Below are 15,540 nucleotides of genomic sequence, written 5' to 3'. Positions count from 1 at the left end.
GGGAAATTTATTTATCTTATCGGTCCGGGTATTGGCTAAAATGATATACATTACCGGTACGATCGTTTCTCGCCTCGTCTGACATTGCTTCAGACTTCTGTTGTTCACGATAATTCGTAAATGAACTTATCATAAATACCAACCGCTTAAAATTTCCTTTTACAATGGAAGCACCACTCCCTTCCAGGTAATAAGCAGTATCATTACGAAACATTAAATCGGATGTCCAGCAACCAGAAAAACCCTTACTATAGGGCATTATATAAGATGCCGGAATTTCTCTTTTACGGTAATAACCTTCTGTAAAGTAAGTTATTGTTGAATGCAAAAAGGATGTTCGTTCCACTTTTGTAACCTCACACTGACGATTACCAGTTTTAGAACGAAAGTGGGTAAAGTTGTAAACAGGAAACAATATTCTGTACAATATCCATAATCCGAATACGATTAAAGCACTATTAATAATTTTTTTCATACTTATTTATCTAAACTGCTGCCCCCGTAAATGCTACTATATTATGAGTATTTGTAAGATGAATATTTCATAGTAAAAGGGCATATACGTAAGCTCAACAAACTATTTATTCAAATACCTGTATGGGGTTCAGGCATTAACGCCCATCACTTTAATATAGGTTTCAAACACTGACAGTACGACGAATATCTGATTTGATTTTAATAACTCCAAACATTCCGGTCTTCTCCCACAGGTTTTTTAAACCTTGATAAAAATCCCTCCAATGCCCTGTAACCATCGTTGTTTGTGTTTTTAAAAAGATTTTGATACTTTAGTGCGGAAACCAGCCTAACCAACTGTGAGCAAGGGGATATACTTTAACTGATGAAGCGCAGCCAATATAATGAAAGGGAGATCATTGCCCGCATAGCCAAAGGTGATGAATCTGCATTCGCTGTCTTTTTCCGTCATCATTACCAGAAAATTTATGAAGTAGGACTGATGCTGACGCAAACGGAATCCGTTGCAGAAGAGTTGGTGCAGGATGTATTTATGAAAGTATGGAAACAACAGGCGCAGTTACCGGAAATACTGGATATCGAGGCCTGGTTGTTTATCATTGCCCGTAACGATGCCTACAAAGCGTTGCGACGCAGTACCAGGCTAAAAGTGATCCTGGATACCTATGAATGGCCCCAGCCAGTTTCCAATGAAACTGATGAACAGATTATTTACCGCAACTACCACGAGCTGGTGAATAAAGCCGTAGGGCAGCTACCAGCGCGACAGCAAACCGCCTGGCGTTTGAGCCGGGAAGAAGGTTTGAAGCGGGAAGAAATCGCCGCCAGGATGCAGATCCGGCCAGACACCGTGAAAGAGCATCTATCGCTTGCCATCAAGAACATTCGCAATTTCCTGGAATCCCACGATGCTTTCCTGATTGGCGCGGAGCTGATCTTTATTTCCAGCCTGCATAGCCTCAATTAAAAAATATTTTTTAGAGATCCCCCCACCCGTTCTCCCACCTGGATCTTTATGATAAGAGAACGTATCACTTGCTATTACGACTCTTTACAGCTTATATGAACCAAAATCGACTGGAATATTTATTTAACAGGTATGCTGCTGGTCAGGCTACGCCCGAAGAGCTCCGGGAATTTGCCACACTGGTACAGCAACCGGAACACGAAACCGCCTTAAAAACAGGAATAGATCAGCTGCTCCGTACCACCAGCGGAACAGCTACCATGTCTGAGCAAGCCATACAGGCTTCTTTGCAACATATTACCGGTAAACAGGCTACTTCACCCGTGGTCCGTTACCTGCGGCGCAACTGGTGGGCCGCTGCCGCAGCGCTTTTACTGCTGGGCAGCAGCGTTTACCTGGTGACCCGGCCACGCCATGAAGTAATGACGCCACTGGCTGACAAGGCACCCGGCACTAACAAAGCCGTGCTGACCCTTGCGGACGGCAGCACCATTGCCCTTGACAGTAGCGGACACCAGGTGATTAGTCAGCAGCAAACGGCTATTCGTCAATCCGGGGGACAACTGCAATACATCGTGCAGTCGACCGGTACCAACGATAGCTATAATACGCTGACCACCCCGCGCGGCGGACAGTTCCGGGTTATCCTGCCCGATGGCACCGCCGTATGGTTGAATACCGCTTCTTCCCTGCGCTATCCTACCGCCTTTAATGGCGCCAGCAGGACCGTAGAATTACAGGGAGAAGCCTATTTTGAAGTGGCTGCCAACACCACGCAGCCGTTTAAAGTAAAAACAACCGCGCAGGAAATCCAGGTATTGGGCACCAGTTTCAACATTAATGCCTATACGAATGAAGCGTATACAGTTACCACACTTGTTAGCGGTAGGGTGAAAGTGAACACGCCCGGAAAAGCCGCAGGTATTGTACTGGAACCAGGACAACAGGCCATCGCGGCACACAGCGGGAATCAGCAGCTCACCGCAGCGCATGCCATCGCCCCCGATGTAATTGCCTGGAAAGATGGGTTATTCCTGTTCGACAATGCCGATCTCGAAACCGTAATGCGTTGCCTGGAACGCTGGTATGATGTAGCCATCAAATATGAGGCGAAGCCTGATATACACTACACCGGGCAAATAGCCAGAAACGAACCGTTGTCCAAGGTGATACGTATGCTAGAACAAACCGGCAAGGCCCGTTTCAGGCTTGTCAGAGCAGGACAGGGACATCCCGCAAAAGATATGATCATCATACTGGAATAAAAAATGGCAGGGAGGGCCATACCGTGATATTTAATTAATACAAACCGCGAATTAAAAACAACCACCATTAAAAAACCGGAAACGTTGGCGCGTTCCCGGTACATGCAGGATCTTCCATGCCTGACGCAGGCTCGTATTCCATAGCCAGGCAGGATCATGATTTTTACAAACCATCATCGTAAAATCCAAACGACACGAAGATATGAGAGAAAGTTTATTCTCCAAAGGGGAGTTATTTCCCTATTGTATACCAATATCATCAACCAAAATTCCGGCAGATCCCACCACCAGCTCGTCTGTCCGGAAGCGACTAAAAAAAGTAATCATCACCATGAAACTTACAGGAATGTTGTTGCTAGCGCTTTGCCTGCAGGTAAGCGCCCGGGTATATTCCCAGAAAGTAACGCTAACAGAGCGGAATGCTTCCATACAACAACTATTTAGCAGCATCCGTCAACAAACCGGTTACCTGTTTCTGTACAGCAACGAAACGCTGAAGAACACGCATGCCGTTTCCGCACAATTAACTGATGTACCGCTGAAAGAAGCACTGGACCGTATCACCGGCAACCAGCCAATTACCTATAGCATAGAGGAAAATAATACGATCCTGATTAAACCAAGAGAGTTAACTGCTGCAGCTTCACCGGCAATACAGTATCTCAGCGGTACAGTAACGGACACCAAAGGTGTACCGCTGATCGGGGTAACCGTAAAAGTAAAAGGTACTTCCAATGGCGCTATCACCAACGAACGGGGAGTATGGGCCCTACAGGCTCCCGACAATGCCGCCATACTGACCTTTTCGTTTATTGGTTACAGTAATCATGAAGAAATCATCAATGGCAGGTCCACCATCAATGTGGTACTCAAACAGGAAGACAAAAACATGAGCGAAGTAGTGGTAACCGGCTATCAGAAAATAGAACGCCGTACCCTCACTTCTTCTATCACTTCTCTTAAAACTGAAAACCTGAAAACTATTAACCAGCCTAACATCGACAAGCTGTTACAAGGACAGGTACCCGGTATGGTAGTAGTAAGTACCTCCGGCGCACCTGGCGCCGTGCCACAGATCCGTATCCGCGGTACATCTACCCTGAGCGGCAATACACAACCGCTGTGGGTGGTAGATGGTATCATCCTCGACGATCCTATCAGCGCATCAGTAGATGATATCATGACCAACCGTAACCTCATCGCTTCCGGTATTGGTGGTGTCAATGTAGAAGATATTGAGTCCATCAACGTATTGAAAGATGCAGCAGCTACCGCCATTTATGGTACTAAAGCAGCCAACGGCGTCATTGTATTAACCTCTAAAAAAGGTACCTCCGGTAAAACCCGTATTAACTTCAGCAGCTTTGCCACAGTAGATATGCGCCCACGCATAGAGGACGCCTATATGATGAACTCTAAAGAAAGAATTGGTGTAAACCTGGAGATGGTCAAACGTGGTGTACTGACAGCTACCTCTCCCCGTGCAGGAGACTATGGTACTGCTACCGACTTTGAACGGGCGCTGATAGATGTACACGATCATAAAATCACCTGGTCTGAGTTTGAACAAAAAGTCAACCAGCTGGAACAGGTAAATACCGACTGGTTCCAATACCTTTTCCGCAACTCCCTTACGCATCGTCAAAACCTGAATATCTCCGGCGGCAACGACAAAACAACGTTTTATCTCTCCGGCAGCTACATGGATGAACAAGCCACAGCGTTGCAAACAGGGATGAAAACCTATACCGGCTCACTAAAAGTTTATACCAAACTACATCCTACCTTACGTGTAGGCGGTATGCTGGATGTGACCCGCCGCGACAACGGCAGTTTTTTTGCAACAGATTCCCGCGAAAATCCTTTTGAATGGTCGATATACACCACCAGGGCTCAAAATGCCTACGATCCCAATGGTCAATATAATTACCTCTATTACACCGGTATCAAATACAACTTCCTGGAAAACCGCAACTACGGCTGGCGGAACTCACAAAACTTTGGCATCCGCGGTACCGTGGACCTGGAATGGAAACCGATCAATTCACTAATATTCAGCAGCCTCTTCTCCTTCGCCAACCAGAACACCACTGATGAAGACATTGCTACAGAAAACAGCTATTTTGTAAGAACCAGGCAACGGGACTACATCAGCGTTGTTGACTATAAAGCTGTACAGCTATGGAAAGATGGTGGCTACCGCAAAGGCCGGAACAATAACAACAAATCCCTCACCTTCCGTAACCAGGTGTCCTTTATGCCGGTGCTGAATGCCAACCATCGTTTTGATGTAATGGCTGGCCAGGAAATACGTACCTCAAAATACGAAGATGAAACCACTGAAATATACGGCTATGTTCACGATCGTGGCCGGCAGCAAATGTTGCAGTTAGGCATCCTGCAACAACGCGGTAATCCTTACTGGTCGGAGAACCTGAACCAAACAGCTGCTGTTTCCTACTTCGGTACCACCGGCTACACCTACAAAAACCGTTACACCGTTAGTTTCAACGCCCGCACCGATGGCTCCAACCGCTTCGGTCTTCGTACCAACCAGTTGTTCCAGCCACTATGGGCAGTAGGTGCCAACTACCAGGTGAAAGAAGAAAACTTCTTCGCCAACAAAGATTGGTTAAGTTACCTCACTCTTCGTGCTTCCTATGGCAGCCAGGGTAACGTAGCATCCCAGGCATATTCTGACCTGGTAGCCTCCATCGGCAGACCCGATCTGGCCAATACCGACAACTACCTCGTCATCAACGCACCCAAGAATCCTAACCTGAAATGGGAAAAAAACTATACCACCAACCTTGCATTGGAAATAGGACTATGGAAACGCCGTGTGATGGCCACCTTTGAATGGTATAATAAAAAAGGGGTAGACCTCCTCGGCAGCAAACGCGTATCACAGGTTTCTGGTTTCAGCACCCTGCAGGTAAACTGGGCATCCATGAGAAACAAGGGACTGGAAGGATCTATCAGCACCATCAACATCGACACAAAAAATTTTCGTTGGTCTACCAACATCAATGTTGGTTACAACAAAAACGAAGTCTTGAATGTATACTCCCTCCCTACTGTTGACGGTATGACGAATGCACAACGTTCCGACTTTGCCGCTTCCGCCGTAGTAGGCAAGCCGATCAACGGTTTATGGTCTTACCAATATGCCGGTTTGAATAAAGATGGACGCGCTACTTTTTACACCGCCAAGCCGGGTGAAACCGTATCCAATGGTATGCGCAATATCGCAGGCCTGGTATACTCCGGCACCACCATGCCTGTTGTACAGGGAGGTTTCACCAATACTTTCACTTACAAAAAATTCACGCTGTCTGCCTTATTCATCGGTAGCTTCGGTAACGTCATCCGCCTGCGAAACCTTACCAGCAACATTATGTTCTCGTATCCGGAACCTACCCAAAATCTTTCTGCAGAATGGAATGATCGCTGGCAACAGCCTGGCGACGAGACTAAAACAAATATCCCCAGGCTCGAATCAGAAAGCAATATTCCCGGCCTGACAGACTCCTCTCCTTACAATGCCAGCATGTATAATAACAGCGATCTGAGAACGGTAAAAGGAGATTTTGTTCGCCTGCAAAATCTTTCACTTAGCTACGACCTGTATAATCCACGCTTACGTAAAGCTGGTATACAAAACATGCGATTCATGTTACAGGGCAACAACCTGCATGTGTGGAAGAATAGCGCACTAAAAGGTCAGGATCCCGAAGCCACGGGTTCCTTGATGAGGTACAGCGCTACCAACTCAGCGAATGTGTCTTTTGGCAATACCTACCTGCCATTGCCACGCTCCTATTCTTTCTCCTTTTCCTTACAGTTTTAAAACAGTGCTATCATGAAATTTAAATACCTGACACCTCTGCTATTGTTTTCACTGGTTTTTACCAGCTGCAACAAGATGCTGGACATAAAGCCCGTCAACAGGATGATGCCGGTAAGCGTTGCTGATTACGAATCGGTATTACTGGGCGGATATCCACGCGTAGATTATTTTATGAAGACGGAGTTGATGACCGACAACATCTACGCCAACCTGAACATTGCTGCCAGCGTACAGAAAGACCTGGACCTCTGGTTTACCTGGAATCCCACCAAGCAGTCAGACGGCGTAGAAACAGATCCTTATTGGGGTCAGCTCTATAGCTCCATCTATTATGCGAATACCGTGTTGGATAATTTTAACGACCGGCAACCAGCCAGCAGCGAAAAAGAAGTGTTTGAAACTGTAAAGGGAGAAGCCTACGCCCTGCGCGCCTGGTGTTATTTCTACCTGGTGAATTACTATGCAGAACCCTACAGCGCCGCTACGCTGAAAGCCAATGGTGTTCCAATGCCGCTGACTGCAAAAGATGTTCATCAAAATACACAGAACAACGTACGGGAACCACTGGAAAAAGTATATGCGCAGATCGTAGCTGACCTCGACCAGGCATCATCCTTCCTGAACGGAAAAAAATCCCGTAGCAAATTCCGCTTCGATGCCAGCGCTGTACGCGCCTTGCAGGCCCGTGTGTATCTATTCATGGGTGACTACGACAAAGCCATTGCTGCTGCCACAGATGTAATGGTCAACAAACCACTGTCTGATATGAACAACATGCAGGCACGTATCGATGAAAAAACCGACAAATATGCCTTCTCCGGTAACGTTGGTTTTGTAGATGGCGGTGATTACAAAAACGAAATATTGTTTTTCACCGGCGGTACTGCCAACAACAACATTTACTATCATCTCAACTACCTGTTCAGGCCTTCTCCGGAACTATTTGCATTATGTAACCGTACCACCGGTGGCAGCGACTATCGCCGTTATATTTTTGGCACTTTCTACGACCCTAATTCCCAGGAAGGAAAACAAAACGGTCCCACCCTCTATAACATGTATGCCAAACAGGAAAACCCCTGTTATTATATCGGTATAAAAGTGGGTGAAATATATACTATACGCGCAGAAGCCTATGCCCGGTTAAAACAGAAAGATAAAGCCATTACAGACATCAACGCCTTACTGCTACGCCGTATCAAAAGAGGTGAATTTGTTCCCTTGAAAACAGCCGACTTTACAGATGAAACTGCGCTGAATCGGGTACTGGAAGAACGTCGCCTGGAAACAGCTTTCGACGGAGGCTTACGCTGGATGGACCTGAGGCGGAACGGTAAACCAGCCCTCACGCATGTCTACAAAAACGGACAGGTATACGACTTAAAAAATAACGATACTCGTTACCTCCTGCAGATTCCACTGTCTGAAATCATCAACAGTCCGAATATGCCAACAAACCCATGATAACAATCAAAACAAAAGCACACATGAAACCAATATATGTTTCCCTGCTTGCTTTGGCCGCCTGCTGTATGGGATGTTCCAAAGAAGCACAACCTGGATTTACTCCTGACCTGGGCATCGCAAAACAATTTACACCACCTGATGACAGTCCTGCTGAAATAAAGGATATGTACAACCAGTACGGCGTGTGGGTACGCATGGACTTTAAGGATTGGAAAGAAGTGACCAACGGAGTACTGGCAACAGATCCTTTTAATCGTTGGGGAGCCACCAAAATTGATACAGACCAGCGCGCCGCAGTTACCACCTATTCACAGGCATTGCTTTCCAATGTATCCGGGAAATTCGCCAAAAAGTTTTTCCCGCTCGAATTCTTCTTTGTAAAAACTTATGGCGGCAGCTTTTGGATGGAAGATCTTAAAGTACTCGGCCGCAGCCGGATGATCATCACGTGGCCCAATAAACTGTATGGCACATTGCCTGTTACTGATCCTGCGAACCACTACTATCGGGATTCGGTGCTCGCCCGGCAAATCTGGAGCAGTCTTGGTACACTGGCTGCACTCCGGTTTGAAGCACCCATCACCGAATTCGTACTGGCCGGCAAAGCCTATGATGGCGGCGAAGCCAGGGACAAAGTATTCCAGCAATATGAGAAAGACCACGATCTCGAAGCCCGTGATAAAGCATTTGATCAAATGGCGCTCAACGGTGGTTTTATTACCTCACTTGGCACACTTTCCTTCGAGAACGACTTTGCCGAATGGATAAAAGTGCTCACTACCGAATCATACGCTAATATCAAAGCTCAATATCTCGACAACAGCGCCGCCCGCACCCGCAAATACGAGGTCATCACCCGTTTTCTCAAGACCTACGACTGGGATATCCAGGCAAGTGGCAACCGTTACCGCGATCGATTAGATCATCCATAACAATAACAACAACATCAGATAAATCAAAGACGACATGAGAACAATTACATTCACCATCGCCTGCCTGCTGCCTGTATTCGCCTTCGCACAGGAAGCGCCATACACCATCAACGGCAGCGTAGGCAAAGACAACAAGTACGAGAAAGCCTACCTGTACAGCAGCAACAGCAAAGGCAGGATCATTGACTCTGCAGCCATCAATAACGGCAGCTTTACTTTCACTGGTAAAACAGATATTGCATCCAGGGCATTCCTTTTCACCGGCAATACCCTGGCCTCGTCTTACACCGCCAACCGCCTGGTGTTTTACCTGGAGAAAGGCAATATCCGTATCCAAAGCGCTGACTCCATCATGAATGCTTCCGTAAAAGGCGGCACTGCCAATACGGTATACCAACAGTACAAAACTGCTTCCGCTGACGTTAACAAACGTTCCGATGCAATGAGTAAAAAGTACTATGGCACTCCCGTAGCAGAAAGACAGGAAGAAGCTTTCAAACAACGGTACCAGGCTGAAAACAAAGCCATTTCCGCCGCGCAGCAGAAAGTGCTGATCGCCTTTATCAAAGGGCATTCTAACACATCTGTGAGCCTCGATGCACTTACTGAATGGGCCGGTTACGATCCGGACCCTTCAATAGTAGATCCGGTGTTTCAATTGCTGTCGCCAGCCATTCGTGAAAGCAAAGCCGGTGCGCAATTCGCCCATCAACTGGAAACACAACGCAAAACTGCTATCGGTGTTTTAGCGCCGGAATTCACGCAGAACGATACTATCGGCAATCCGGTATCACTGAAAGATTTCCGCGGCAAATATGTACTGGTTGACTTCTGGGCCAGCTGGTGTGGACCATGCCGCGCGGAAAATCCTAACGTGGTGAATGCTTATCATAAATTCAAAGACAAAAACTTCACGATACTAGGTGTATCCCTGGACAATGAAAATGGGAAGTCGTTCTGGATGCAGGCTATCCACGACGATAAACTCGCCTGGAATCATGTATCCGATTTGAAAGGCTGGAAAAACGAAGCGGCGAAGATGTATGGTGTGCAAGGGATCCCGGCGAATTTCCTCATCGGTCCTGATGGGAAGATTGTTGCCAAAAATCTTCGTGCAGAAGCGCTGGAGAAGAAACTGGCATCGCTGTTAGATTAGTATTTGTAGCAGCCGTTTCCTTTTTTCCCGGGAGACGGCTGTTTTTTTTATTTGTTTGAACGTAACCTATCATATTTCCTTCTGTGTCTTCTAGTAAGGCGATGAATCCCAAACCGCCGGTATCCAGCTTTGGCCTTATGATTTTCCCTCCGGCGGGTTCTACTCTACTTAATGTTTTATTTATTTCTTCTGTGGCGAAGTAGATTAATGTTCCGCCAATGCCGGGTTTGGCTTCGTCTATTTTCACCAGGCCACCGCTTACGCCGGCATTTTCAGGGAATGTAACGTATTGAATGGTAGCAGGCGAGTGCTATCCATGGGGATGTCGGTTAACGTTAATTGGAAAACTTCGCTGTAGAACTTTTTGGCCCGGGCGAAGTTGGAGGCGTAGATTTCGAACCAGTTGATGACACCATTCATGATTACAATTTTTTCGGTTGTTAATGTAGCTAATTATAGTGCGTGCATAAGAGTAAATTGTATAAAGCCGACAGGTGCACTTATTCCGACCATTCAATAGATCCCAGATTGGATTGATTTGCTCTCATAACCAACTTCTCTGCACACTGAAACCGGCTCCATTAGTTATAGTTTGCGTGGATTATCCACACCCAAAAAATGTTATTAATTAGTTAATCTGATTTTCTTTAGATTCCTTTTACAAAACAAAATGTCCTTCCATCGTTATTTGCTGATTATTCATCAACAAATCAGAATATGGAAATTTACCAAAATCTAGGTGGCGACTCTAGCGTGTATGCTTTTTTGATTGACATCGACTCGATAACTGTGGAGTTTAGCGACGGGGCAACGTACTTATATAATCACATTCGACCGGGGAGTGATTATGTGGACCACATGAAAGCACTAGCTTTAAGTGGGGAAGGGTTAAATAGTTTCATTGGTAAACATGTTAGAAAAAATTATGCGGCTAGGTTAAAATGACCTATTAAACTATCCTAAAACTTGAGATAAAACCTTCTTTACAAGTTTAATTCTTTTTTGCTTGGATTAATTGGATTAAAGAAAAACTGCGGTCACATAGCTAGAACAATAACGACCTCTTTCTAATAATTTTGGTGGTCTTCTAATACTCCTTATTGCCTCAAATTTAATCCCCCCCTCCATTAAAAATGGTATTATGCTAATAGCAAAGATATAAATCCAAATTATGAAAGAAACATTACTTGCACTTATACTCTGCTTTTTAAATTTAAATTGTATGTCACAATCTTACAAAAGTTTAAAAGAAGCATTGTTCAGCTCTACAACAAAAATAGAAATTGCAAATACCGCGGGACAGATAACGACGGGGACAGGATTTTTCTTTTCCTATGTAATAGGAAGTGATACTCTGTTTACACTTATTACAAATTATCACGTGGTAGCAAACACAAAATCAGTAAGGTTAACGCTAACTCATCAGAAAAAAACAGGAGGCCCCGACTACGGAAAGCATAGCACTTTTACAGTTTCGGACGCAAATTGGATAAAACACCCTTCTGAAGACCTAGCAATGATAATACTCACAAGACAACTACAAGAACAATTTGAAAATAAATTCAATGCAGAAATATATTTTTCATGTTTTAGCGAGGGAAATATTCCTAATCAAAGCAATATAAAAAAGCTACAGGCAATTGAAGATGTATTAATGATTGGCTACCCTGTTGGGTTTTACGACAAGTATAATAATCTTCCCATTATTAGGAGAGGAATAACTTCAACGCCATATTTTGTGGATTACGAAAATCAGAAAAGGTTTTTGTTAGATATTGCGATATTCCCCGGATCAAGCGGATCTCCAGTAATGCTAAGTAACGAATTATCAGCGATAAATGCTGAACAATACAGCTTGCTAGGTATTGCATGCGGCACCATTACAAAACCTGATTCATCTGCGTTAAATATAGGAGTAGCAATAAAATCCGAATGTCTCCTTGATTTTAAACCAATTATAAAAAGTGTAATTGATGCAAACAATAAATAGGTTTACCTGTAAGTTGTTTTTTCCTAACAAACTTACATCTTCGATGAATACAAAGTTTTGAAGAAATTCATAGCAATAGGTGTTCATTTACTAAGTGGCAATGTGGCAGATTGTGATACAAGCTGTTATCTTGCAAATTTCTACCACGCAGGAAATTGCAAAACCCATTGTGATGCAATGGCATCATCTTGCGGGGTTCCAGCAAAGCGTGGAATTAGATAACGTAAAATAAAGACTGAAATTCGTTCACCTTTGTTTCTCGAAATTATTTATTTTAGTGAGAGATTCTATAGAGCAAGTCTTTAGGATTAAATTATTTACTGAAAACACTTTAGATCCCCAAATAGCAGTATGAATATTAATGACGCAGCAGGAATTGGAAAAATTTTACCTATCGACAAGCTATTAGAACTCCTGCAGAAAGCTACTGGCAGGATTTTTAAATCTTATTTTGACAGGAAAGATATTGAAACTAAAGCTCTTGAGATTAAAACTCTAGGGCTGGCAGCTGCGGAAGTAAAAGCAGATGAGCTCCGCATACTAACATCTGCAATGAAAGAAATCCAAGGAGAAATCGGTAATATCGAATATACAGATGGAAAGCTTCAAATAAATTCTGATGGCATTGCTCCATCAAATATAAAACAAACAACGTCTATTGGACTAGAGGAAAGAACAAGAGAAAGATTTATTTATCAGCAAGCAAAAAAACAGCTAAATATAGAATCTGTTACAAGTATCGCAGCTGACGAGTTAAAAGAAGAGGGCGAAATAAATAATGTAGAAATAGATACAGAATGGATTAACAGATATTTCAATATAGTAGAAGATATTTCAAGTGAAGAATTACAAATATTGTGGGGGAAAATTCTAGCCGGTGAGATCAAAAGACCTCAATCATTCTCTTTACGAACTCTTGAATTAATTAAAAATCTAAGCAAGGAAGAAGCTGAATTAATAACTCGTGTTGGCAACTTTGCTTTAGGAATTGCTGGTAGTTCCACAATATTTAGAGGAAGTGAAAATAATTATCTAAAAAAATATGGCATTAGCTACTTTGATGTGGTGTTACTAGTTCAAATTGGTATAATACAGCCAGGAGAGACTACAGCTTTTCAATATCAAAAAATCGAAGAAAAAGAAACTAGCGCTATTCTCTATGGCAATTTAGCCTTAGTACTGGAAAGAGAAGCCGGTGATACCGGTAAAAGTCTTCCTATCTATTTGTACACAAAAGCAGGCAACGAAATAAATAAGCTGCTAGAAATTAAACCTAATTTAGAATATTTGGCGGACGTCGCAAATTATCTCAAAGGGGATAAAAGTAGAACTAAATACGGAATTGTTAAGTCCTGTCTTGACAATAGTGTTCAAGTTGAGGGTGACTATAGGGATATATAAACTGGTTACAAAACAAAATTTCAAAATATTCAACCATAAAAAAGGAGTTTAAAAGGGAGGTTCCACTTTTTTACAAAGCTTAGATTATTGATAGTTTAGGTTAATTTTAATACTCCAAATAAAAATCATAAATTTATAACCATAGTTCCGCTCTTTGTAAAACCTCGTAGACTCTAACGCCTTACTCCATCATTATAGAGTAAATTATAGAGCAAAAAAAGAAGACCCACGCATCACGCAGGTCTTCAAATCTCCAGTGATCCCCTTGGGAGTAGCACGTATCTTCGTAATGTCTTGTAGAATGGATGTTTGATAGTGGTGAGCGTTTATTGCTAACCGTATTGCTAACCAATGTCGTATCTATCAGCAATCATGACTTCACAAATATAGTATATTCTAGCCTACTTGATTTATCCAATCTCGAATATACATGCCTATTCTCTCAATGTCTTGATTCACTAATTCTCCACTATGCATTATTACATTTCGTGATCTTTCCAATGTCTTGATGATCTGTTCTGCCCACTCTATTGAAATTATATGCGGTTCAAAATCAGCCCAATTTTGCCTAATTATTGATATTAAATCTCCGAACTCCGTATAATTTATAATTGTATCTCCTCTCGGGGTATGCCACCGTATTTTGCTTTCTTCTTCTTTTCTACTCTCTGCTTTACTCCTAATTTTTTCCGATACGCACAAATTCCACCAATCTTCTCCCTTTGTTTCCAACATTTTCTTTGAAATAAATCTCCTTGCAGAATTCTCAAAAGCGTTAATTGCAGTATAAACAACCGCCATTTTTTGGGCCTGAAGAACCAATTCGGCATCTAATTCATCAATTCCTAAAGTCGTCTGCAAAGCTTGAAAGTGCTCACTATTAAATTTTGTTTTCTTTAGTCTATCTGTCTTATCTAATGCTTCGTTAGTCAACATACCTTTAAATACGAATGAATATAACGCGTCTTGACTCATAACAGATGCTCTTTAAGACTCTTAAAAATAGCATCATATACAGATATATCCCTTGTTTCTGGAAGATGAATCTGAATATTATAATGCATTTCTGTAGTAATTTTCTTACTCACAAGTTCATGAGTTGTCTTGGTTGGTGTCTCTTTATCAAAATCATCTTCTTGCTTATTGTCCTTATTTTCAGGGGTTACTATTACGGCTTTTGTATTTGATGTTGTTCTAAAATCAGCATAATCACATAGAGACTTAAACGTTCTTACCATATTATCTAAAACGCTTTCTGACTTAGTTCCTTGTGTAATGGTTTTCAACTTATTCTTAACCTCATTAGAGGACATTTCATTAGCTTTGGTATTGATCGCAAACAAATCGGCATATGCTTCCTTGATAGCCTCCGCTAAAACGATCTTCGACTCAGATTGATCTAAGAACCTAAAATACCTTTGTGTTGGAACACCAGAACCATCAAGAAAACCTAATCCTTTTAGAACACCAATTAAGAGTTTATCATTTGTCGTACTGAATCCCAATTGCTCAAGAAATTTACCAGTAAACTTATCTGGGGCTTGGGCATTTAAAAGCAAGTTCAAAAATGAATGCAAACTTGCTGTTTTCACCAAGTAGTTATCCATTAAGGCCATAAAAAGCGATTGAGTGTATCCTAATATACACAATATATATATTGCAAAAAAATAAATAGACTCAATTCATTTGGCCACCACATCGCATCGCCAGCTATGTTTTGGTAGTACCAAAACCCTTAAACTTTTCATGCTACGCATTCAACGTCCTATAATAGAAATGGCGCAAGAATAATCAAGCGCCATTATCATTTAGTCCTAACACATAAAAAAACTCGATGCTTTTAATCTTACTCCCCGAAAATGGCGGTAGATAAGCCACTGGTTACTTCCTCAGCAATCTCACGTATCTTTTCCTTCTCTGCCCTGCTTAATGCCTGCACCAGCTTTCCTTCAACACGTCTATCCATTCCACGCATTTTTCTATAGAAAGTAGGAGTACTATAATTACACTCCTCACAAACACGCTCTCTAAAAAG

At 42.9% G+C, this 15,540-nt stretch carries 12 protein-coding genes; 8 read left to right on the top strand and 4 right to left on the bottom strand.

The window, feature by feature from the left end:
- Nucleotides 1-16: 16 nt before the first annotated feature.
- Nucleotides 17-475 (bottom strand): hypothetical protein, encoded by a 459-nt coding sequence (locus J7623_RS07230; protein WP_291919043.1) that lies wholly within the window; start codon nucleotides 473-475, stop codon nucleotides 17-19.
- A gap of 366 nt (nucleotides 476-841) precedes the next feature.
- Between J7623_RS07230 and J7623_RS07225 the strand changes: the two genes are divergently transcribed.
- From J7623_RS07225 to J7623_RS07200, 6 genes are all read left to right on the top strand, one after another.
- Complete coding sequence (locus J7623_RS07225) at nucleotides 842-1,444, top strand: sigma-70 family RNA polymerase sigma factor (RefSeq protein ID WP_291919042.1); 603 nt, start codon at nucleotides 842-844, stop codon at nucleotides 1,442-1,444.
- Between the two features lie 95 nt (nucleotides 1,445-1,539).
- Complete coding sequence (locus tag J7623_RS07220) at nucleotides 1,540-2,709, top strand: FecR family protein (RefSeq protein WP_291919040.1); 1,170 nt, start codon at nucleotides 1,540-1,542, stop codon at nucleotides 2,707-2,709.
- 202 nt (nucleotides 2,710-2,911) lie between these two features.
- Nucleotides 2,912-6,559 carry a SusC/RagA family TonB-linked outer membrane protein gene (locus J7623_RS07215; protein WP_291919039.1) on the top strand — a complete coding sequence of 1,216 codons (3,648 nt, stop codon included), beginning with the start codon at nucleotides 2,912-2,914 and terminating at the stop codon, nucleotides 6,557-6,559.
- Nucleotides 6,560-6,571: 12 nt separating this feature from the next.
- The gene (locus J7623_RS07210; protein WP_291919037.1) at nucleotides 6,572-8,023 is read left to right on the top strand and encodes a RagB/SusD family nutrient uptake outer membrane protein; all 1,452 of its coding nucleotides are present in this window, start codon (nucleotides 6,572-6,574) and stop codon (nucleotides 8,021-8,023) included.
- Between the two features lie 23 nt (nucleotides 8,024-8,046).
- Complete coding sequence (locus J7623_RS07205) at nucleotides 8,047-8,958, top strand: hypothetical protein (protein ID WP_291919035.1); 912 nt, start codon at nucleotides 8,047-8,049, stop codon at nucleotides 8,956-8,958.
- A 34-nt stretch (nucleotides 8,959-8,992) separates the two neighbouring features.
- Nucleotides 8,993-10,114: a TlpA disulfide reductase family protein gene (locus J7623_RS07200; protein WP_291919033.1), complete on the top strand. Its 1,122-nt coding sequence runs from the start codon at nucleotides 8,993-8,995 to the stop codon at nucleotides 10,112-10,114.
- Between the two features lie 258 nt (nucleotides 10,115-10,372).
- Here J7623_RS07200 and J7623_RS07195 read toward each other — a convergent pair whose 3' ends face one another.
- Nucleotides 10,373-10,534: a hypothetical protein gene (locus J7623_RS07195; protein ID WP_291919031.1), complete on the bottom strand. Its 162-nt coding sequence runs from the start codon at nucleotides 10,532-10,534 to the stop codon at nucleotides 10,373-10,375.
- A gap of 751 nt (nucleotides 10,535-11,285) precedes the next feature.
- Here J7623_RS07195 and J7623_RS07190 point away from each other — a divergent pair.
- Both J7623_RS07190 and J7623_RS07185 read left to right on the top strand, forming a co-directional pair.
- Nucleotides 11,286-12,104, top strand: a complete 819-nt coding sequence (locus J7623_RS07190) for a serine protease (protein ID WP_291919029.1) — start codon at nucleotides 11,286-11,288, stop codon at nucleotides 12,102-12,104.
- 351 nt (nucleotides 12,105-12,455) lie between these two features.
- Complete coding sequence (locus J7623_RS07185; protein WP_291919028.1) at nucleotides 12,456-13,505, top strand: DUF2806 domain-containing protein; 1,050 nt, start codon at nucleotides 12,456-12,458, stop codon at nucleotides 13,503-13,505.
- A gap of 396 nt (nucleotides 13,506-13,901) precedes the next feature.
- On the opposite strand, the gene J7623_RS07180 is transcribed toward J7623_RS07185, so the two are convergent.
- Entirely contained in the window at nucleotides 13,902-14,480 is a 579-nt protein-coding gene (locus J7623_RS07180) for a Swt1 family HEPN domain-containing protein (protein ID WP_291919024.1), read from the bottom strand.
- Nucleotides 14,477-15,121 carry a DUF5343 domain-containing protein gene (locus J7623_RS07175; RefSeq protein WP_291919022.1) on the bottom strand — a complete coding sequence of 215 codons (645 nt, stop codon included), beginning with the start codon at nucleotides 15,119-15,121 and terminating at the stop codon, nucleotides 14,477-14,479. Before J7623_RS07175 ends, J7623_RS07180 begins: the two co-directional genes overlap by 4 nt.
- Between the last annotated feature and the right edge of the window lie 419 nt (nucleotides 15,122-15,540).

The organism is Chitinophaga sp. (assembly GCF_017745275.1).
GTDB lineage: Bacteria > Bacteroidota > Bacteroidia > Chitinophagales > Chitinophagaceae > Chitinophaga.
Note: the sequence above shows the minus strand (reverse complement) of the source record. Positions and strands in the feature narration are given on the sequence as shown.